General features: G+C 43.7%; 19 protein-coding genes. 17 read left to right on the forward strand and 2 right to left on the reverse strand.

Going from position 1 to position 21,678, the window contains the following annotated elements; translation table 11 throughout:
* Nucleotides 1-10 precede the first annotated feature (10 nt).
* Both malF and malE read right to left on the reverse strand, forming a co-directional pair.
* Complete coding sequence (gene malF, locus R7Q48_RS04185) at nucleotides 11-1,585, reverse strand: maltose ABC transporter permease MalF (RefSeq protein WP_005375273.1); 1,575 nt, start codon at nucleotides 1,583-1,585, stop codon at nucleotides 11-13.
* Between the two features lie 79 nt (nucleotides 1,586-1,664).
* Nucleotides 1,665-2,843: a maltose/maltodextrin ABC transporter substrate-binding protein MalE gene (malE, locus tag R7Q48_RS04190; RefSeq protein WP_005375272.1), complete on the reverse strand. Its 1,179-nt coding sequence runs from the start codon at nucleotides 2,841-2,843 to the stop codon at nucleotides 1,665-1,667.
* A 672-nt stretch (nucleotides 2,844-3,515) separates the two neighbouring features.
* Between malE and malK the strand changes: the two genes are divergently transcribed.
* The 17 genes from malK (at nucleotide 3,516) to R7Q48_RS04275 (ending at nucleotide 21,650) form a co-directional block, all read left to right on the forward strand.
* Nucleotides 3,516-4,634 carry a maltose/maltodextrin ABC transporter ATP-binding protein MalK gene (malK, locus tag R7Q48_RS04195; RefSeq protein ID WP_005375271.1) on the forward strand — a complete coding sequence of 373 codons (1,119 nt, stop codon included), beginning with the start codon at nucleotides 3,516-3,518 and terminating at the stop codon, nucleotides 4,632-4,634.
* A 422-nt stretch (nucleotides 4,635-5,056) separates the two neighbouring features.
* A complete protein-coding gene (locus R7Q48_RS04200) occupies nucleotides 5,057-6,457 on the forward strand; it encodes an undecaprenyl-phosphate glucose phosphotransferase (RefSeq protein WP_213893292.1) in 1,401 nt (466 codons plus the stop codon).
* Between the two features lie 10 nt (nucleotides 6,458-6,467).
* Nucleotides 6,468-7,673 (forward strand): outer membrane beta-barrel protein, encoded by a 1,206-nt coding sequence (locus R7Q48_RS04205; RefSeq protein WP_054701816.1) that lies wholly within the window; start codon nucleotides 6,468-6,470, stop codon nucleotides 7,671-7,673.
* Nucleotides 7,674-7,685: 12 nt separating this feature from the next.
* Nucleotides 7,686-8,219: a polysaccharide biosynthesis/export family protein gene (locus R7Q48_RS04210; RefSeq protein ID WP_005375265.1), complete on the forward strand. Its 534-nt coding sequence runs from the start codon at nucleotides 7,686-7,688 to the stop codon at nucleotides 8,217-8,219.
* A gap of 15 nt (nucleotides 8,220-8,234) precedes the next feature.
* Nucleotides 8,235-10,415 carry a GumC family protein gene (locus R7Q48_RS04215; RefSeq protein WP_005385847.1) on the forward strand — a complete coding sequence of 727 codons (2,181 nt, stop codon included), beginning with the start codon at nucleotides 8,235-8,237 and terminating at the stop codon, nucleotides 10,413-10,415.
* Nucleotides 10,393-11,202, forward strand: a complete 810-nt coding sequence (locus R7Q48_RS04220) for a putative capsular polysaccharide synthesis family protein (protein ID WP_005375261.1) — start codon at nucleotides 10,393-10,395, stop codon at nucleotides 11,200-11,202. Before R7Q48_RS04215 ends, R7Q48_RS04220 begins: the two co-directional genes overlap by 23 nt.
* Before the next feature lie 2 nt (nucleotides 11,203-11,204).
* On the forward strand, nucleotides 11,205-12,257 hold the full coding sequence (locus tag R7Q48_RS04225; protein ID WP_186585139.1) for a glycosyltransferase: 1,053 nt from the start codon (nucleotides 11,205-11,207) through the stop codon (nucleotides 12,255-12,257).
* Complete coding sequence (locus R7Q48_RS04230; protein ID WP_186585137.1) at nucleotides 12,223-13,470, forward strand: O-antigen ligase family protein; 1,248 nt, start codon at nucleotides 12,223-12,225, stop codon at nucleotides 13,468-13,470. The genes R7Q48_RS04225 and R7Q48_RS04230 overlap by 35 nt, the downstream gene beginning before the upstream one ends.
* Nucleotides 13,471-13,485: 15 nt before the next feature.
* A complete protein-coding gene (locus R7Q48_RS04235) occupies nucleotides 13,486-14,319 on the forward strand; it encodes a putative capsular polysaccharide synthesis family protein (protein ID WP_005375258.1) in 834 nt (277 codons plus the stop codon).
* Nucleotides 14,316-15,347, forward strand: a complete 1,032-nt coding sequence (locus R7Q48_RS04240) for a glycosyltransferase family 4 protein (protein WP_017821257.1) — start codon at nucleotides 14,316-14,318, stop codon at nucleotides 15,345-15,347. The genes R7Q48_RS04235 and R7Q48_RS04240 overlap by 4 nt, the downstream gene beginning before the upstream one ends.
* Before the next feature lie 8 nt (nucleotides 15,348-15,355).
* Entirely contained in the window at nucleotides 15,356-16,663 is a 1,308-nt protein-coding gene (locus R7Q48_RS04245) for an oligosaccharide flippase family protein (protein ID WP_213893291.1), read from the forward strand.
* Nucleotides 16,664-16,665: 2 nt separating this feature from the next.
* The gene (locus R7Q48_RS04250; protein ID WP_318132179.1) at nucleotides 16,666-17,061 is read left to right on the forward strand and encodes a VanZ family protein; all 396 of its coding nucleotides are present in this window, start codon (nucleotides 16,666-16,668) and stop codon (nucleotides 17,059-17,061) included.
* A 67-nt stretch (nucleotides 17,062-17,128) separates the two neighbouring features.
* Nucleotides 17,129-17,449: a N(4)-acetylcytidine aminohydrolase gene (gene yqfB, locus R7Q48_RS04255; protein WP_005385855.1), complete on the forward strand. Its 321-nt coding sequence runs from the start codon at nucleotides 17,129-17,131 to the stop codon at nucleotides 17,447-17,449.
* A gap of 50 nt (nucleotides 17,450-17,499) precedes the next feature.
* Nucleotides 17,500-18,099, forward strand: a complete 600-nt coding sequence (locus R7Q48_RS04260; protein WP_005385858.1) for a TetR/AcrR family transcriptional regulator — start codon at nucleotides 17,500-17,502, stop codon at nucleotides 18,097-18,099.
* A 151-nt stretch (nucleotides 18,100-18,250) separates the two neighbouring features.
* The gene (locus tag R7Q48_RS04265; RefSeq protein WP_017821259.1) at nucleotides 18,251-19,285 is read left to right on the forward strand and encodes an NADP-dependent oxidoreductase; all 1,035 of its coding nucleotides are present in this window, start codon (nucleotides 18,251-18,253) and stop codon (nucleotides 19,283-19,285) included.
* A 14-nt stretch (nucleotides 19,286-19,299) separates the two neighbouring features.
* The gene (locus tag R7Q48_RS04270; RefSeq protein ID WP_005375238.1) at nucleotides 19,300-19,917 is read left to right on the forward strand and encodes a glutathione S-transferase family protein; all 618 of its coding nucleotides are present in this window, start codon (nucleotides 19,300-19,302) and stop codon (nucleotides 19,915-19,917) included.
* Nucleotides 19,918-20,210: 293 nt separating this feature from the next.
* Nucleotides 20,211-21,650 (forward strand): catalase, encoded by a 1,440-nt coding sequence (locus R7Q48_RS04275; RefSeq protein ID WP_017821260.1) that lies wholly within the window; start codon nucleotides 20,211-20,213, stop codon nucleotides 21,648-21,650.
* Nucleotides 21,651-21,678 lie beyond the last annotated feature (28 nt).

Here is a 21,678-nt window from a genome sequence, read left to right on the forward strand (position 1 = left end):
TAATTTCTCCTTAGTCCTGAGCTACTTTAGTTACGCGTAGGTTGATAAGTGCCAATGCGCCAACCAATAGGAAGATAAGCGTTGCTACCGCACTTGCTAGACCGAAGTCTTGACCGCCAGCACCTTCGAATGCGATTCGGTAGGTGTAACTTACTAGAAGGTCGGTGTAACCCGCAGGCTCTGATGTACCAATCATGTTTGGACCACCGCCAGTCAACAACTGGATAAGTACGAAGTTGTTGAAGTTAAATGCAAAACTCGCGATCAACAATGGTGTTAATGGCTTCAACATCATTGGTAGTGTGATACGTGTAAAGTTCGTGACAAAGTTCGCACCATCAATTGCTGATGCTTCATATAAATCGTCTGGAATCGCTTTTAGTAAGCCCATACACAAAATCATCATGTAAGGGAAACCAAGCCAAGTGTTCACAATTAAGATCATGGTTTTCGCCATGAACGGATCAGAGAACCAAGCCGGGCTAATGCCGAACAAGCCTTCCAACAACATGTTGATCTCACCAAAGCTTTGGTTAAACAAACCTTTAAAGATCAAGATAGAAATAAACGCCGGAACTGCATAAGGCAGGATTAGCAACAAACGGTAAACTGAGCGACCTTTAAGTGCTTCCCACTGAACCACACTGGCAAGGACAAGACCAATAACAAGCGTAAACAATACGGTTAGCGCAGAGAAAACAATGGTCCAGATAAAGATACTGATAAACGGCTCTTTGATACCATCATCTTTCCAAACACGCTCAAAATTGTGGGTACCAATGTTCACCACGAAACCTGGTGACACTGTGCTACCAACAAATTGACCGTTTTCATCGACAGGCTGGTAGTAACCTACTTCCATATTTGGACGTAGCGTTTCTTCAGTCCGGTTGTTGTAAAGCGTTTCACCATCTTCTTGCAATGTGTACAAAGGTACAACTGCAGCAAATTTGCGCAGCCCACTCATGCGGATATCATCACCACTTGGCAAATGTAAATCGACACTGCTCAACGCACTGCGGTTCTTAACAATCGCCTTGATTGATTCTTTTTCACCCGTTACTTCTTCAATTGGTGAAAGATCAAACTCCGATGCTGAAAGGTTATCAAGCTGAAAAGTCGGGCTTGCAAGTAGCTCACCATCTTTTTCAACCACAAGTTGATGGCCTTGCTCCGTTTTATACAAAGTGAACGGGTAGCTATCACCACTTTGGTAAGTTCGGTCCAAAAGTACGTTCTGAGCGCGATCAAAAGAGAGTTGGTTCTTCGCGCTATAGTTGGTAAACGCCAAACCTATGGTGTACGCCAAAGGGAAAAGAATGAAAAGGATCATCCCTGCTATACCAGGGTAGATGTAACGGTGTGCGTACGTCTTTTTACTACCAAAGATGAACAACGCTAAAGCGGTAAGAATGAGCGTAAGTAGTGCAAACGCAATCTCACCGCGAGAATACATAAGGATTGTTGCGTAGCCATTGATGATGCCGACTGTGCCTAAAAGTGACCATTTCATGAACACTTTTTTGCTGCTCGGAAGGCTGGCTTCTGGTGCTGTCATAGCATTTGTACCTTGAACTGACTGCATAGGGAACCTGCTAGCGAATATAGAATAAATATAGAAAAGTAAGGAGGAGTTGCCTCCTCCTTAAAAAGGTCTTACTTAATTATTTAGTCATTTGTTTTTCTGCATCTGCAAGAGCTGCATCGACAGTTTGACGACCGTCAACTACGTTGATGATTGCGTTCTTAGCCGCACCCCAGAATGCGTTCATTTGAGGGATATTTGGCATGATTTCGCCGTTCATCGCATTGTCCATTGTTGCTGCGATACGAGTATCTGAATCTAGCTCACGTTGGAACGAGTTAAGCGCTACCGCACCTAGAGGCTTATCGTTGTTAACCATACGTAGGCCGTCGTTTGTTAGTAGGTAGTTCTCAATGAACTCAACCGCTAGGTCCTTGTTTGGAGACGCAGTGCTGATACCAGCCGTTAGAACACCAACGAATGGCTTAGAAGATTGACCTTGGAACTTAGGTAGCGTAGTCACGCCGTAGTTAACGCCAGACTTCTCAATGTTGCCCCAAGACCATGGACCGTTGATCGTCATCGCTGTTTTGCCTTGGTTGAACGCAGACTCAGACACTGAGTAATCCATATCCGCAGAGATTACGCCTTTGTCAACTAAGCCTTTTACGAAGCTCATTGCGTCTTTAACGCCTTCTTTCGCGATACCTGCGTCTTTAACATCGTAACCTTCAGAAGTGTATTTAAACGCGTAGCCGCCATCAGCCGCCATTAATGGCCAAGTGAAGTACGGTTCTTTTAGGTTCCACATGATTGCAGACTTGCCGTCTTTTTTAAGTTTTGCATCTAATGCTGCAACCTCTTCCCAAGACTTTGGTGGGTTTGGAACTAGGTCTTTGTTGTAGATTAGAGATAGAGACTCAACCGCAACTGGATAGCCGATCAATTTACCGTCGTAACGTACTGCATCCCAAGCGAAATCAACGATACCTTCTTGAATATTCTTAGAAGGTTTAATTTCTGCTAGCAGGCCAGCTTCTGCGTAACCACCGAAACGGTCGTGAGCCCAGAATACGATATCAGGACCGTCGCCAGTCGCTGCAGTTTGAGGGAATTTGTCTTGAAGGCCATCTGGGTGAGCCACAGTCACTTTAATGCCTGTGTCTTCTTCAAATTTCTTACCAACTTCAGCAAGGCCGTTGTAGCCTTTATCACCGTTGATCCAGATAGTAAGTTGTCCTTCTTCGATGGCAGCATTAGCACCAAAAGAACCCAAAGCAACAAGAGTACCTAGTGCTACAGCGCTTAACTTTTTCATGTTCGTATCCTTTTTATATTTTTGATGTAGGGCTAGTCCATTGAGGTTCAGCCGTATTTCGACATATATCATCTGAAATAATCCAATATGTCTCATCCTCCTAATCCCTACGCCCTTACAATTATGACGTATTTTCGTGATCTAAATCGCCAAGGGTAAGAGACTCAAATCACAAAATGGATAGTTCCTGTGATCGGTTTCAACTTTAGGTGGTGCAATAATGTGATTTCCGACCAACTGCTTTCTTCCTCCTCCTTTTTTACTCCTCCCTTTCTACTCCCCCTACAATTATTTCTATTAGGAGGATGTCGCACTACGCACAATCTTAGAAACTGCAGTCATCCAAGAGTGGATGGTAAGAACCCTTTCCCAGCAGTGCCTACGTATTAGGAAAAAGATTTGCTGGTTTTGCATTGCCAGACGAGTGGAATGTCATTATTAGTGTTGTTTGTGGTAATTATTTCACGGGGGAGACAATACGAATAATGTGGGGGAGAGAAACTCGTACTTGGCTATGATGGGTAGCACTTCTATTCAGGACATTTTATTGAAGTGCTACCCTACTTTTCTTACCAACCGCAAGAACTTACCGATTCCTACTGTTACTGCTCGCTAGATAATTCATATAATGATGAGCGGTGAATAATAAAAAATTGATCGAGGACGAGCTACATGGCGAGTGTCACGTTAAAAAATGTTTGTAAAGCGTATGGCGACGTACTGATTTCTAAGAACGTAGACCTAACAATCAACGAAGGTGAATTTGTTGTTTTTGTAGGTCCATCAGGTTGTGGTAAATCTACCCTTTTACGTTGTATTGCCGGTCTTGAAGACATTACTTCAGGTGATTTGTATATTGGTGACCAGCGCATGAATGACGTCGAACCATCCAAACGTGGTGTTGGTATGGTATTCCAGTCTTACGCTCTTTACCCGCACCTTAACTTATATGACAACATGTCATTTGGCTTGAAACTAGCAAAAGCAGACAAAGCAGAAATCGACAAGCGTGTTGAACAAGCAGCAGAAATCCTACAACTAGGCCACTTGCTTGAGCGCCAACCAAAAGCACTTTCTGGTGGACAGCGTCAACGTGTGGCGATTGGCCGAACATTGGTATCGCAGCCAAATGTATTCCTTCTAGACGAGCCACTATCAAACTTGGATGCGGCACTGCGTGTAAACATGCGTGCACAAATTACTAAGCTACAACGCCAACTTGGTTGTACCATGATCTACGTAACGCACGATCAGGTAGAAGCGATGACAATGGCAGATAAAATCGTTGTACTAGACGGCGGTTATGTATCGCAAGTTGGTAAGCCGCTTGAGCTTTACCATTACCCACAAAACCGCTTTGTAGCTGGCTTTATCGGTTCTCCGAAAATGAACTTCATGAGCGTATTCATTGATGAAGTAGAAGCAGAGCGCGTCAAAGTTCAACTATCTAACGGCGTATCTTTCTGGATTCCGGTGGATGGTACAACAGTTAACCGCGGCGACCGAATGTCTTTAGGCATTCGCCCTGAGCACCTATTATCCGCTTCTGAAGCTGATGCAAGTATTCACGGTGAAGTGATGATTGTTGAGAAGCTAGGTAACGAAACTCAAGTATACCTAAACCTAGAAGGTGCGGACGCCGACGTTATTTTCCGTCAGCCGGACACGCTTGCAGTCGACACTGGCGATAAAATCGAGATCGGTATTCCAGCTCATCGTTGTCACCTGTTCCACAGTGATGGTCGCGCATGCCGCCGCCTATACAAAGAAAACGGCGTAGAAGTCGAATAGTTCATTCGTCCTTACTCAAAAAAATCCCTCTCAAGTGAGAGGGATTTTTTTATCTTAATAAATATCAGCAATTCGATACTAAATCATTAATCGTTAACGAATCAAATCACCCGTTTCTTCTACCCTCACATAAACCATTGTCTTTGTACTGATACTTCATTTTTAATACTTTTCCTCATTCCTCATAAGTAAGTACCAGCTTTTTCCTAACCCGCCAAACTTAGCCAAAGGGCTAAATATCATTCTTATTTCCACTTACCTCAACAAAGCAAATTTTTACACTTATCAACGAAATTACACGTGACAAAAAACTCAGCAGCATTCCACAGAATGCTCTGTGCACTAACTACTAATAACGTTCACGACACGGCAATTGGGGAAGACACCCAAGGGCGGTAGCGTGTCAGAAGGGAAACTGAGTCATGAAACAAAAAGGACTTATCCGCTCTCATGAGATGGAGTTCGCTTTTTTATATCGCATCTCAGATCTTGCTGTCATCGTCTCTTTTATGCTGCTTTTAGTGTTCAAAGACATGAATACTGCGATGGGGAAAGATTACGTCATATTGGCTTTCGTTGGAGGCATCTCCTTTCTATTTATGGCAGAAAGCGGCAATCTGTATCGCTCTTGGCGAACCAGTTCGTTTAAAGAGCAGATGTTTATTGTCTGTGTTGCTTGGGCGGTGACTTCTGCACTTATCTTTATTGTGCTGTATTTTTCTAAAGTCCATACCTTATTTGATAACACAATTTTAGTGCTGTGGTTTGCGATTACGCCCGCTCTGCTTTTGGCATGGCGAGTAACATTCCGTACCGGATTAGCCTATTTGAGAAGAAAAGGATTCAACACTCGCACTGCGATCATCATCGGCCAAACTCCTCACGGCATTACCCTAGCTAACGAAATTCAAAACCACACAGAACACGGCGTGCTTTTTGATGGCTTTTACGACGAACGATCTTCCGACAGATTGCCAAATTCTGATTATCCTATTAAAGGAGCTGTTGACCACGCCCTTGAGCGAGCTAAAAAAGGGGAAGTAGATTACGTCTATATCGCGATGCCAATGCACGCAAAAGAGCGCATTGCGTCACTTCTTAACCAATTCTCAGATACCACCGCAAATACGTATCTGATTCCCGACTTCTTCACTTATAACCTTTTACATTCTCGTTGGGCGCAGATCGGCCAAGTTCAAACACTAAGTGTCTTTGATACACCTTTTGCTGGAATTTCTTCTTGGGTAAAACGGTTTGAAGACATCTTGTTTTCGAGCATTATTTTGGTCTTAATCGCCCCTATTCTATTCGTCATTGCGATTGGCATTAAGGCAACGTCTAAAGGCCCTGTCATCTTTAAACAACATCGGTACGGTCTTGATGGACGCAAGATTGAAGTCTGGAAGTTCCGTTCAATGACAACCATGGATCAAGGTTCCAACGTGAAACAGGCGACAAAGAACGATCCTCGTATTACGCCTTTTGGCGGATTTCTACGTCGCACCTCTTTGGACGAACTACCTCAATTTATCAATGTACTGCAAGGGACCATGTCTATTGTCGGCCCACGCCCTCATGCCGTGGCACACAATGAAGAATACCGTCAGATCGTGGATCGCTACATGCTACGTCACAAAGTAAAACCAGGCATTACTGGCTGGGCGCAGATTAATGGTTATCGCGGCGAAACCGACACCTTAGAGAAAATGGAAAAGAGAGTCGAGTTTGATTTGGATTACATCCACCATTGGTCGGTTTGGATGGACATCAAAATCATCTTTATGACCGTTTTCAAAGGCTTCACTGGTGCTAACGCGTACTAAGGTTGAGATTATGAAGAAACTGACAATGGCAATAGCATTAAGTCTGTTTTCTACTGACTTGCTCGCAGAACCGATGGCTTACCAAACCGAGTCTGGTATAGAGTTGATTCCCCTCGTAAAAACTTTCTACGAGGGAGATGACAACATCAATAAAGCGGAAAAATCCGGCAATGTAGAATCGGTCAATATTTGGGGTATAGAACCAAGCTTACTAGCACGTATAGAACGGAATCGCTATCGCGCAGATATTTTATATAAGTTAAAAGCTGGCTTTTCATCTGACGATCGCAACGACTTCGACGACCACACTTTTCAGTTTTCCAACTTTTTCGAATTTAATCATCGTCATCGTTTAGTGGTTGATTACCGTTTTCGCGCCCAGCATGAAGTTCGAGGAGAAGATATTACCGAAGGTAATGGTAGCGCAATCGACTCACCAATAGAGTTCAACCGTAACGATGTAAAAACCAACTATGTCTTTGGATCTAACGGTGCCAAAGGCAGACTCGAATTCGGTTTAGGCTACAGTGATAAAACCTATCAAAACTATCGTGACGGCTTGCCTGGTCGCCCAAACGCTAAAACTAAATACAACGATTTTCGAGCTCCCAATGCACATTTGGAGTTCTATTTAAGAGCGACGCCAAGAACCTATTGGTTAGTCGGAACAAACCAAATCATAACCGAGTATCAGCACCGAAATTCTGCGCAGCCATCGAAAGATAACAACACCAGTTTCTATTACACCGGTGCCGAATGGGAAGTTACAGGAAAAACCAAAGGCATCGCTCGACTCGGTTATCAAATCAAAGATTTTGACAGCGCTCAACGAGAGACATTTAAAGGCTTTAGTTGGGATATCGGCTTTGAATGGTTGCCTCAAGAACAAACTCTAGTCAGCGTGAAAACCACTCAGGCGGCGGTTAACCCCGATCAAGATGGCGATTACAACCTACAAACTCGTTACCGACTGAACCTGAAGCACGATTGGAATAGTTACCTTGCAACTCGCTTAGGTGCTGTTTATCAACAAGATGATTACACAGGAATTTCCAGAAACGACGATCGGTACACTCTATCTTTTGGTATCGATTATCAGATCAAACGTTGGATACAGCTGCAAGCCGATTGGCAATACCAAGATAAAAACTCTAGCCGATCGGGTTATAGCTTCGAACAAAACATTTGGACTTTAAGCGCACAGTTTTCTCTGTAAAAAGGATTATTAATGAAGGCATTCATCAAATTCATGAGTGTAGCGTTGTTGCTATTTAGCACTTTGGTCAACGCTGACTCAAACGAGGAAGATTACTTACTCGATACTGGCGATACCATTTCCGTGCAGGTCTATGGTGAAGAAGATCTTACGATTAAAAATATTCTAATAACGTCAGATGGCTATTTTGATTACCCCTACCTTGGTCGAATTAAAGCAATCAAAAAAACACCGAAACAACTCAAGTACGAAATAGAAACGGGCTTAAAAGGCGATTATCTCATCAATCCAAAAGTGATGGTCACCATCAATAATTTTCGTCTGTTTTACGTTAATGGCGAAGTCCGGAAACCAGGTGGATTTGAGTACCGTCCAGGGTTAACCATAGAGAAGGCCATCGCTCTAGCAGGCGGCTTGACCGACAGAGCCTCACGCAAAGGCATTAACCTAACCAAGCATAAAACGGGTCAAACGATGGAAGGGGTCAGTATGCACCGCAACGTTGAACCTGGTGACATTGTATTTATTGACCAGAGCTTCTTTTAAGTGACAGGGAATCAAATGAACGGGACTCATCCAAATAATCTCCAGATGAACAAAGTAGAACTGATTCGTTTTGGCCATCACTTCAAAGCGATTAAAAAGAATTGGCTAAGCATCGCAGCATTCACGCTTCTGTTCTCATTAACTTGTACTTGGTATATCTACTCCAAAGCATCGATATACCAAGCTACAGCTACGCTACTCATCCAAGAGGAGCAAAAAAGCGCCCTTTCAATCGAGGAAGTATATGGCGTCGACACGACAAAAAAAGAGTACTTTCAAACGCAAATCGCCATTTTAAAATCGAATCATATTGCAGATAAGGTCATTAGAGAGTTGAACCTCACCCAATTACCTGAATTCACAAGCTCAGGGGGGTTAAATAAAAAAATCGACCAAATAAAGTCGATTCCTTTTGTTCAAGACCTACTGAATGTGGCACCAAGCCCAAAAGAAACCGCCCAGTTTTCAGAGTCCTATTATCAGGCACTTCAAGCTTTCAGAAGTAAACTCGATATTGAGCCAGTACGTAACACCCAATTAGTCAGAATTCGCTTTCGTTCTACCGATCCTAAGCTTGCGACGACAATCGCCAACGCGGTCGGCCAAGCCTACATTGACGCAAATTTTGAAGCCAAATTGGTCGTTACACAAAATGCGGCTACTTGGTTGACAAATAACTCTCAAAAATTGGAGGAGCGATTACGTAACTCGGAGCAAGCGCTGCAAGAATTCTTGTTAAAAGAAGGGTTGATCGATATCAACGGTATTGATGAAATTTACGCAAATGAGCTAGAAGAACTCACTCGCAAGCTGAATATCGCTGTTAATAAGCGTATTGAAGCGCAGACGTTAATCCAACTGTTACGACGTAAATCTTCGCAAAGTTTAGACAGCTTGTTGTCAATTGATGAATTCGCTAATCAAGCGCAAATCCGCGATCTAAAATTGTCGGAAGCACAGGCAGCCAAAAATCTCTCTGAACTGGCACAGCGCTACGGACCTAAGCATGATCGAATGATTCAGGCGAAAGCACAGCTTGCTGAAATTCAATCAAGAACCCAGCAACTCATTCGTGACATTTCCTTCAGTAAGCAACAAGACCTTCTTGCTGCAAAAGCGCAAGAGGACATGCTTCGAGCAGAGCTCGATAACAAAAAGTCAGACTTCCAATCGTTAGGGTCACAAAAAGCGCGTTACGAACAGTTAAAACGCGAGGTTGAATCCAATAAGGCACTCTATGAAGCGTTCTTAAATCGTGAGAAAGAGACCAACGCCACCAGCGACTACAAGAATGTCACTGCTCGCTTTACTGATAAAGCCATCATCCCTCTATTCCCGGTGGCACCACAACGAATCAAACTGGTACTAATTGCCACCTTTTTTGGCTTTGCCATTGCTTGCGCTCTGGTCATCATCTTAGAAACGATGCGAGAAGTTATCCGAAGCACAGCCGATGTGCAGGAAAAACTTGGTGTTACGTGTTTAGGTGTGATTCCTATGGTCAAAAAACGCAATTTGCGTAAAAACGGCGTCAGTTATACCGCGTATTTAGATGATGAAGAAAAGCTATTTAGTGAAGCTTGCCGCTCCGTCAGAACCTCGCTTCTGCTCAGATTAACCAACACGAAGCAAAAGATATTGCCCTTTACCTCTGCTATTCCAGAAGAAGGAAAAACATCGACCAGTATCAATATGGCGGTGTCGTTTTCAAAAATGGAAAAGGTGTTGATCATCGACTGCGATTTACGTCGACCTTCCATCGCAAAGCGATTCGGTATTGCTGAATCAAGCCCTGGCTTAACGCATATCCTGACGATGGATACGCCAATCAAAGATTGTGTTACACATATAAAAGAAGCCAACTTAGATGTATTATCGGCCGGCCTAATTCCGCCAAACCCACAGGAATTACTGGCTTCTGATCGCTTTAAAAAGTTGCTCGAACATTTTCAAAATAAGTATGACCGGATCATTATCGATACGCCGCCCCTACTGTCAGTGAGTGACGCACTTATTCTTGGTCAATATGCCAATGGTCTGATTACCGTCATTCGCTCAGAATCAACAAAATCATCACTGGTTAACCTTGCGTTATCTAAACAAATACAACACTCAGTTCCATCTCTTGGCGTCTTAATCACACAAGCCAAGGCCAAGGAAGGAGAGACGCTCTATGTCCAGAAATACGCCTACTAACGTAAACCTATCTTGGTACCAAACCTTGAAAAGCCAAGAACAACCGGTATTGATCTATCAAATGGGCAAAGTAGGTTCGAGTGCATTAGAGCATTCCATTCCTAACTCGATTCACTTGCACGACCTTATGACCGTCGATGCGCAAAAACAAATATCCCCCGTTAGAGCGCAATTGCATAAGCCTCAGATCAATGCGTTAAAGCGACGACTAAAGCGTATAACGATGAGCCATATGTTAAAGCGCAAGAAAAAAGTTCGAATCATCTCGCTAGTGCGTGAACCAATCGGACGAAATGTCTCAATGTTCTTTCAAGCACTTCCTTTTTGGATGGCGGACAAATATCTAAAGGATGACAGCGCAATACGTACCGAACGACCGCAATTACTCCAAGAAGCATTTGATAAGCACATGAATCATCAATATGCGCTGCAGTGGTTTGACAACGAGATCAAACAACTAACAGGGATTGATGTGTTTAACGAGTCTTTTAATCACGAAGTAGGCTATCAAACATACCATAACAATAACTTCTCGCTGTTGGTCATTCGAAGTGACAAGCTAACAAAGGCTAACTCCGCAGTTGAAGACTTTTTAGGTTACCCCGTGGATGTTGTTTATGAAAATCAATCAGACAACAAATGGTACTCGCCACTAATGAAAGAATTCAAAACGCAATTTCAACCTACACCCGAGTACGTTGAAGAAATGCTGAATTCTAAATTGACGAAGCACTTTTTCTCAAATGCAGAAATCACCGACCTTAAACAGCAATATCTGACCAATTAATCATGAAAACCAAGATTCTACATATTATCAATGATCTTTCTCAGAACGGCGGTGCTCAGAAGTTCTTAGTCGACCTTGTTTTAGAACATAAGCCTGAATACGAAATCAAAATTTTGGTCTTGTGTGATGAAAATGATTACTTACCAATGCTATCCGCCCAAGGGATAGAGTGTTTTAACTGGCGCACTTTGTCATTGAGTGAGAAATTCTCTTTGCTGCGTTGGCCGGATGTCGTTCACGGGCACCTCTACCCTTCCATTTACCTAGCGCTATTGGCGGTAGGTAAAAAACGAATCCAGACTGAGCACTGTTCTTATAACCGTCGACGTGACTATCCGCTGTTTAAGTTCATGGAATACGTCTTGTATTGGGGCCACGACTTGACGGTCAGTATTAGTGAAAAAGTACAAGATGAACTGGTGAAGTTCATGCCTCGCTACCAACACAAATATCACGTGGTGCACAATGGCGTTGATTTAAAAAGGTTTTCTATGACGCCAAGATTCGCCAGCCACCTAATCGACAAACCAGTTATCAAGATTGGAATGGTGGGCCGACTTCACCAACATAAAGATCATGAAACGCTTATCCAAGCACTTATCCATTTACCAAGACGATACGAACTCCACCTTGCGGGAGATGGAGAAAAAAAATCGTCACTGCAAGAATTGGCAACAAAAATCAACGTCGCGCAACGTGTTCACTTTCATGGCGTAGTTTCAGACGTTCCAGCCTTTTTGAACGACATGGATATTTACGTGCAATCGTCGCTCGTCGAAGGCTTTGGTTTGGCGGCGGTTGAGGCAATGGCAGCAGGCTTACCCGTACTATCGTCGGACGTACCTGGTTTGGATGACGTCACCGGACGTGCCGAATATTTATTTCAAGTTGGTAACGCCACTGAACTGAGCCAAAAAGTGCTCCAGCTGTGTGAAAGTGTTGAGCGGTACGACGCTGCAAGTCAATACTCAGTCAATAGGGCCTCTCTCTACACCATCGATAAATTTCGTGAAGGTTACTATGGAATCTACCAGCAGCTTTGCGCCAACAAATAGTTCCGTGCCATCGAGCCATCGCGCCTCATTGCTTGCAGCATGCCTATTAGCATTGTTCTTTATTCCTATGAAGTTTCGTGCTGGAGGAATAGCGCTAGCCCCATCTGACATCGCAAGCCTTTTGTCTATTGGTTTTACTGCATTAGTGGTATTGGAAGGAAAAGCTGAAAAACTCATGCATCCCTGTATAGGGTTCCTCGTATTGTTCACTGGGTATGTGTTCATAAATGGTCTGCTAAATCGCGTCCCTTTAATGCCGCTAGTTATAGAAACTGTGCAATGGTTAGCGATTTTGTGCCTACTGAGCCTAATGTACGCCTATGGCGTGTTTGATGACGAACGGGTAATGGTTTATTTCACGTATCTGTTGTTTTTCATCTGTACGCTCGTTGCCTTATGGCACTTTGCTCAGGGTTATCAAAGCGGGTTTAAGTTACTCGGGGTAAGTAAATACGGGTTCGGTGTACTGTGCTCACTACTGTACCTTTATCGAGATAAAATTCGCGCTTTTCACCTTTTGATGCTCGTAGCTTTAGTATTACTGGTGTTGTCACAAGAAAGAAAAGCGCTACTTGGTTTTTGTCTGCTTTTCTTCTTTGACCAACTGCTCGTAAAAAACTTAATGAGAAAATCGCTCAGCGAAACGTACACGTGGGCGATTTTATTAGCCTTGAGCTTCATTGTGTTTACTGCCGTCACAACCACACTCTACGTTGGGTTTGAAACGCTAGCAGACACATTGGAAATAACCCAAGAAGACGTCTTATTTGCCAACCAAAGTGAAGCCCGCTGGGTATCGAATCTTCATAGAAAACTTTTACTTGCCAATGGGCTAGATATTTTACTTCAACACCCAGTGCTAGGTGTCGGCGCGAAAATGTTACCCAACTTTATGATCAGTTACTTTAACTATGATGAGCTGGCGATCTACACCCACAACTTTGTGTTAGATACCGCAATTGAATACGGATTGCTTGGTATCGGTCTGCTGTTTGGTGGTTATTTTCTTTTTATTCGCTTTTGCTTCCGTAGTCTTAATGAAAACAGAAAAAGCCTATTACTTGCGATATACGCCCTCATCATGGTGTTTTTCGTTGCGGTAAACACCACCATAATTTTAATACTCTTATTACCCGTCATGATCAGCATGAGCAACGACTCAAGGGCCATTGCTCATACTTTTCCGGTAAACCATCACCACGAATATGAATAATCAAGGATAGGATAGATGAAGTATTCAATCTCTCGACAATTTGAAAAGAACCGAGAACTCCAAGCTGATAATTTTGTTTTAGTTTACCAAATGGGCAAAGTTGGCTCCTCATCAATTGAGCACACGCTAGGGGAGAAAAATATCCCGAGCTATCACATCCACACCTTTGATGATCACGAAGAATTTCACATGTATCACAATAAAAAAGACGTGAGTAAATTCTTCGACTTCCGAAACCGCGCACTCTATCGCTTAGTGCTCAAGCAGCGAAAACGTATCTTACAAAAACGCGAGCAGATTAAAATCGTTACGCTGGTCCGCGATCCAATCGCAACTGTCTTTTCTCGTTTCTTTCAAGACCTCCATTTGCAATTTATCGAAGGCAAAAAGAATGATGCAATTCACCGAGATATGGAAGTCACGTATCAGCACCTCGAGCATTGCTTTGATAACTATATCAATCTCAACTATTTTGCGGACTGGTTCGACAACGAGTTAAAGCGTAATTTCAATATCGATGTGATGCGCCAAGAGCTGGACAACACTCAACCTTTCTTCACATTCCAGAACGATCAGGCCAACGTCATGCTAATCAAGTGCGAACAGCTCAGTTCTCTTGATAAAGAAATCGGTGAGTTTCTTGAGTTGCAAGACTTCGTGCTGAAAAACAGCAACGAAGCGAAAAACAAGTGGTACTCCAATATCCACCAACACTTTAAGAATCACTACGACTTCTCAAAACTGTTCTATATGTACGATCTTCCCTTGTATCGCCACGTTTATTCAGAGCAAGAGCGTGATGCTTTTAAACACAAATGGATGCAAACACCAGGGACAAAATCATCATGAAGAAAGTGCTCCATGTTACAGAAGCATTTGGAGGTGGCGTTCAAACCGCCCTCTATAGTTATGTTCACTCATCCAGAGACGAGCCTTATCAGCATTTCTTGCTAGCCAGAGCCCGAGAAAACGACTTGACCAATGAGAACAACCACCACATTTTCGTACAGACAAAGTGGGTAGAAGGCGGCTTGCTTCAATTTATTCGCGATGCAAACCACATGATTGCATCACTTGGTCCCGACGTCGTGCATTTGCACTCGAGTAAAGCAGGATTTCTCGGCCGATTTCTAAAGCTTGGCAAGGCACGCTTGGTTTACACACCGCACTGTTATGCCTTCGAACGTGAAGATATCTCAGAGCTTGCACGCCAGATCTATAAAGCACTAGAGAAAGTAAAACTGAGCAAAATTGATGTGGTTGCAGGCTGTAGCCAACGAGAGTGTGACCTAGCCATTAGCATTGGTGCGAAACGTGCCGAACTGCTCAACAACTACGTGTCTTATCAAAGTGAAGATCGTATAGAGCGAAACAAGCAAGAAGCGCTGAAGCTCGTTGTACTTGGTCGTGTCGCGCCCCAAAAAGATCCTCAGTTTCTTATCAGCACATTGCAGTTCCTTAATCGGTATGCGCTTAACCGCCCGATAGAGATCACATGGATAGGTGGCGGTGACCACGTACTCGAACAGAAATTACGCACTGAAAATGTGGATGTAACGGGCATGCTGCCTCGCGATGAGGTAGTTGAAAAGCTCAAGGGTTCAGACCTTTATCTACATACTGCAGCATGGGAAGGGATGCCGTTAACCATTCTAGAAGCATCCAAGTTACATCTTCCTATGGTTATTCGGACCATCGGCGCAACCAAAGATCTCAACTACCCGTTTTTAGCGCTCACACCTGAAGAAATGGCCAAGCAGATCGCGCATTGTGTCAATCATTATGAAGAGATCGATTTTCGCCAATATACAGCAGAATTAAACGATGCCTTCAGTGAAGAAAAACAGCGCCTCGCACTCAATAAACTTTACGGTTAAATGCCCCTATGTTTCACACTGTTCAACAAAAATTACTGTTGATGCCCAGCGGTAAAAAAAGCTTGTTATCTACTGGATTAAAAACCGCAATCACGCGTGTGTTGAGTGCGCTATTTGCTTTTTTACTGACTCTGATTGTATCGAAGACCAGTGACGCTTCGACGGCCGGTCAATTTTTCTTTTTATTCAACCTAGTCTCGCTACTCGCCATCGTTTCTCAGCTAGGTTTTGATGTCTCGTTAGTTCGTTACAATGCGATCGCTTTTAATAACAAAGAGAAGCTTGAACAAAGCCAAAACTATAAAACCGCACTTTATCGAAGTATGGCATTTTGCTTGCTCGCCATAGGCGTTTTGTTGGCAGGGTTTAATCTGTTTCCAGAACAGCTAAACCAGACTCAATCACCAATGTATGCGATTACTTTATGCTTGCTTTGCATACCTTTCTTGGTGCTTGCGCAAACCAACAGTCGGGTGCTTCAAGCATGTAGAAAAGTCGTATCATCTCTGTTTGCGTTGCAGCTTGGGGTAAGCATGTTGATGGTCATTTTTGTCTTTGCCCTAGACTATATCGGTCAGCAAAATATCAACAATCTAATGACCGCACTGCTTTTAGCGAGCATAGGTGTCGCGGTCATATCTAGTGCCAATTGGCTTGGCTCAGATCAATATCAAACATCGGCTTTCGTACCAAACAAAAAAATGGTCTCTTCTGCCAAGCAAGTCTGGGTTGGCAGTATCTTCACGAATGTTCTTCAATGGGGAAGCCTTGTTATTACGGGCTTTTTTATCTCAACAGCGGAACTCGGTTTGTTAGCCGCAGCCCAACGTACATCACTACTGATTGGCTTTGTGCTGATTACCATTAACTTTGTGGTCGCCCCGATGTTTGCCTCTCTCTACAAAGAGCGTCAAATGCTCAAACTGCAGAACCTGAGCCGCTTGGCGTGCCGAGCCAATGTTGGTTTAGCGATTGTACCCGTAATTATTTGCACCCTCTTCCCCGAGTTTGTAATGCAGTTTTTTGGTGAGGAGTTTCTCGCCGCGGCGCCACTATTAGTCGTCCTTTCTCTGGGGCAGTTAGTCAATGTTGCGACTGGTTCAGTAGGGTTTTTATTATTAATGAGCGGTCATGAGAGAACCATGAAATACATTACAATTTCCTCCGGTACGGTGTCCATCTGCCTACTTGTTACGCTTTGCCAAATGTTTGGGGTGATTGGTGCAGCGTGGGCAATGGCAATTGGCATGGCTATCCAGAATTTAGCTGCACTGTACTTTGTAAAACGTTACTTAGGCTTCTTTCCAATAGGTTAATTATGGCTTTAATACTGGCACGCACGAGTTTTGTTTTAGTCCTGATGCTAACCGCTTCACTCTCTTTGTGGAAAAGCTCTGATCTACACCATACTGCTTACCTGCAAATGGAAACCTACTTAGGCGGATCGAGTACGCTTCACTTTACTTTCAGTTTATTGATCGGCTTTTTATCGGTCTTCACGTTCCCTTCTCTGGTGAGCTCGAATAAAACCGACGTTTTTGGGATTCGTCTTTTGCTACTGCTGTTGGCTATCGTTTCAATGGAAGAAATGAGCCAACTTTTTATTCCAAATCGATCATTTAGTTTTGATGATCTCAGCACCAACTGGATAGGCGTTATCTCAGGTTACTTTAGTGCCAAGTTAATTCGCCTCATCCGCGCTCGATCGTTCTAGTAAGACAGGAATCTCTGGGGTATTTGGGTATATAATTACGCCAAACAACCAGACTAACGAGTACATCATGCCATCTCATCCAACCAAGATTACTTTTTTTGAATTCTTAACCCCGTTGATCACGTCAGGCAAAAAGACGATAACGATTCGAGATGAATCAGAAAGCCATTACGTACCCAATACAGAAGTCGAAGTTTTTACCTTAGAAACGGATCGTAAAGTCTGCGATATCAAGATACGTTCTGTAGAACCACTTCACTTTGAAGATATTAATGAGTTTCATGCAGAACAAGAAGCCATCGAACTACCAAAACTCAAGCAGTTAATTCGAGAAATCTACCCAAATACCGACACGCTCTTTGTTATTGAGTATGAGCTGATTAAATAACCCACAACAAATACTAGACGACTGGTCTAATTCATTCTATAGTACACTTCATGAACGCAAAGACGAATGACACACGCCAACATATTCTCGACGTCGGATACGAGTTGATCGTAAACCGAGGGTTCACGAGTGTTGGTCTTTCAGAGCTATTAAAAAAGGCCGCAGTGCCAAAAGGCTCGTTTTATCATTACTTCAAATCCAAAGAACAATTTGGTGAAGCGATGATTCAAGACTACTTTACTAAGTATTTTGAGCGTTTAAACGCACGCTTTACCAATACTGAACTGAGTGGCTACCAACGCCTAATGAGCTATTTCGAAGAAATGGTCAAAGTAGAAGACGACGTGTGTAATGCGAACAAATGTTTATTGGTTAAGTTAAGTGCAGAAGTCTCCGATCTCTCTGAGTCAATGCGCTTGGCATTACGCCAAGGAGCAGACAAAACCATTCAAGCGATAGCGGATTGCATTGACATCGGCATTCAAGATGGCTCAATCCCCAATGGTGACAGTGCGTTATTAGCAAGGCAGATATACTACCTTTGGAATGGCGCTAGCTTGCTGAACAAACTTTATCAAGATCAGGCAGCATTGACGCAAAGTCTGACCTATACTCAACACTTACTGCAGAATACGCGCACTTGCCCATAACGGGCGGCGTGGAAGCAGAATGAACACCCTACACACGTTTCACTGTCAGAAAAAGCGTCAGTGTTAACACAGTAAACCTTCCCGCTTTACATAAGCGGGATATTTTGAAATAAATACTAGACGACCGGTCTAATCAACAAGTGAGATAGATATGACTAACGCAACAAATCGCAGAATAGTACTCGCGTCACGTCCCCATGGTGCACCGACACAAGAAAACTTTCGTTTAGAAGAGGTAACGAAACCGACTCCGAAAGAGGGTGAAATGCTATTGAGAACGGTTTATTTATCTCTAGATCCATACATGCGTGGTCGCATGAGTGATGCCGAATCATACGCTGACCCTGTTGCAATTGATGACGTAATGGTCGGTGGTACAGTTTGTCAGGTAGAAGCATCAAACCACCCAGATTACGAAGCAGGTGAATGGGTTCTTGCCTACACTGTTGGCTGGCAAGACTACGCTATCTCAACTGGTGAGATGGTCATTAAACTTGGTAAAGAACCGCAAAACCCTTCTTACGCGTTAGGCGTTGCAGGTATGCCAGGATTTACCGCGTACATGGGTTTACTCGACATTGGTCAGCCAAAACCAGGGGAAACCATCGTGGTAGCAGCTGCTACGGGGCCTGTAGGCGCAACAGTTGGTCAAATTGGTAAAATCAAAGGTTGCCGAGTTGTTGGTATAGCAGGCGGAGAAGAAAAATGCCGTTACGCTAAAGAGGTGCTTGGTTTCGATGAGTGTATTGATCACAGAGCTGAAGACTTTGCAGAACAACTGAAAAATGCCTGTGACAAAGGTATCGATGTTTACTTCGAAAACGTAGGTGGCAAAGTATTCGAGGCTGTAATGCCACTTCTGAATACAAATGCGCGTATCCCACTTTGTGGTTTGATTTCTCAGTACAACGCGACAGAGCTGCCTGAAGGTACCGACCATCTTCCATTACTAATGGGTAAGCTCCTGACCAAACGAATCAAGGTGCAAGGCTTCATCATTTTTGATGATTACGGACATCGTTACGGTGAATTTGCGCAAGATATTAATCAATGGTTGGCAGAAGGAAAGATCCAATACCGCGAACATCTAGTACAAGGACTGGATAATGCGCCAGAAGCATTCATCGGTCTGTTGGAAGGTAAGAATTTCGGCAAGCTTGTAGTACAGATTAACGACCCATTATAAAAAGGGATATGTAAATGATTAAACTTCACCACCTCAATCAGTCTCGTTCAAAGCGCATCATTTGGTTACTTGAAGAGCTAGATGTAAATTACGAGATTGTACCCTATGTCCGTGATTCCGTGACCTTCATGGCACCGCCAGAACTAAAAAGTGTTCACCCATTAGGAAAGTCACCTGTTCTTGAAGATAACGGCGAGATTATCATTGAGTCAGGTGCAATGACCGAATATTTGATTGAGAAATACAGTGACGGAGCCTTTGCTCCTGAGCGTGGTACAAAAGCACACACAGAATATTTGCAATGGATGCACTTTGCAGAAAGCTCTGCAATTTTACCTATGCTGCTAAAAATCTTCGTAAGCAAAGAGCCAAATGAAACTCAGTTTTTATCAGGCTATGCCGACAAGGAAGCAATGAATGTACTAGGCTACTTCGAGCAATCCTTAGAAGGCAAAACTTACCTAGTAGAAGAGCGGCTGACTGGCGCAGACATCATGATGTCTTTCATTGTCGAATTGGTTCAAAAGTTTGGTTTAGTTAATCACTTCCCTAATATTGAACGTTATGGGAAACAGCTCGCGACACACCCAGCATTTGCAAAAGCTGAACAACTTGAAGTGAAGTACTCTTAATTACTTCCCCCCTTTCGCCCCTTTGATGACACGTAAAACTTCATTTAAGGGGCGATATTACTAGCATCGCAGGCACGCTAACTGGATAGCGCTCCCCCCCCCAGTCAATCGCTTTCGAGAACGTCGATTGTTATGTCAATCAAGCTAATGTAGTAAATTTCTGATTCTAATATAGTTTCGACCATAGTCACCATCTATTGAATTGATAAGCAATATCAGTTTTCTCCTCCAGCTTTTCCGTAATAACCTCCTCTACAGTTTCTAAGGTATTGAGCCCTGGAGGGGGAAGAAAAATGACAAACAAGAAATTGACTACAGCAGCAGGTTGCCCTGTCGCACATAACCAAAACGTTATGACTGCAGGTCCTCGTGGCCCTCAACTATTACAAGACGTTTGGTTCCTTGAAAAATTGGCACACTTTGACCGCGAAGTGATCCCTGAGCGTCGTATGCACGCAAAAGGTTCTGGTGCTTACGGTACGTTCACAGTAACGCACGACATCACAAAATACACTCGCGCTAAAATCTTCTCTGACATCGGAAAAAAAACAGAACTATTCGCTCGCTTCACTACTGTAGCTGGTGAGCGCGGTGCAGCAGACGCAGAACGTGACATCCGTGGTTTCGCACTAAAATTCTACACTGAAGAAGGTAACTGGGACTTGGTTGGTAACAACACACCAGTATTCTTCCTACGTGACCCACTAAAATTCCCAGACCTAAACCACGCAGTAAAACGCGACCCTCGCACTAACATGCGTAGCTCTACCAACAACTGGGATTTCTGGACGTCATTACCTGAAGCATTCCACCAAGTGACTATCGTAATGAGTGACCGTGGTATCCCTGCTTCTTACCGTCATATGCATGGTTTTGGTAGCCACACATTCAGCTTCATCAACGCAGAAAACGAGCGTTACTGGGTAAAATTCCACTTCAAAACTCAGCAAGGCATCAAAAACCTAACTGACCAAGAAGCAGAAGCGATCGTAGGTAAAGACCGCGAAAGCCATCACCGTGACCTTTACGAAGCGATTGAGCGTCAAGACTTCCCTAAATGGAAGATGTACGTACAGATCATGCCTGAGCTAGAAGCGGATGAAGTCAACTTCAACCCATTCGACCTAACACGTGTATGGTCTCAAAAAGATTACCCACTGATCCCAGTTGGTGAGTTCGAACTGAACCGTAATCCAGAAAACTTCTACGCAGAAGTTGAGCAATCAGCGTTCAACCCAGCAGCAGTCGTACCTGGTATCGGCTTCTCTCCAGATAAAATGCTACAAGGTCGTCTGTTCGCTTACGGCGATGCTCAGCGTTACCGTCTAGGTGTGAACCACCATCAAATACCAGTGAACGCACCTCGTTGCCCTGTTCACAGCTACCACCGCGATGGCGCAATGCGCGTTGATGGCAACTTTGGTTCAACACTAGGTTACGAGCCAAACTACAAACAAGAATGGGCAGAGCAACCAGATTACTCTGAGCCACCTCTACGCATCAACGGCAACGCTGATCACTACGATCACCGTGTAGACGAAGACTACTTCAGCCAAGCGGGTGACCTATTCCGTCTGATGAGTGAAGAGCAACGTCAAACTCTGTTCGACAACACAGCTCGCGCAATGGACGGTGTGCCAGAGTTCATCCAACAGCGCCACGTTCAACACGCATACCAAGCGGACGAAGCGTACGGCAAAGGTCTTGAAATTGCACTAGGCTTAAACAAGTAAGCGAACGCTGCAATCATTACACTGTGTG

Source organism: Vibrio sp. 378, assembly GCF_033339435.1.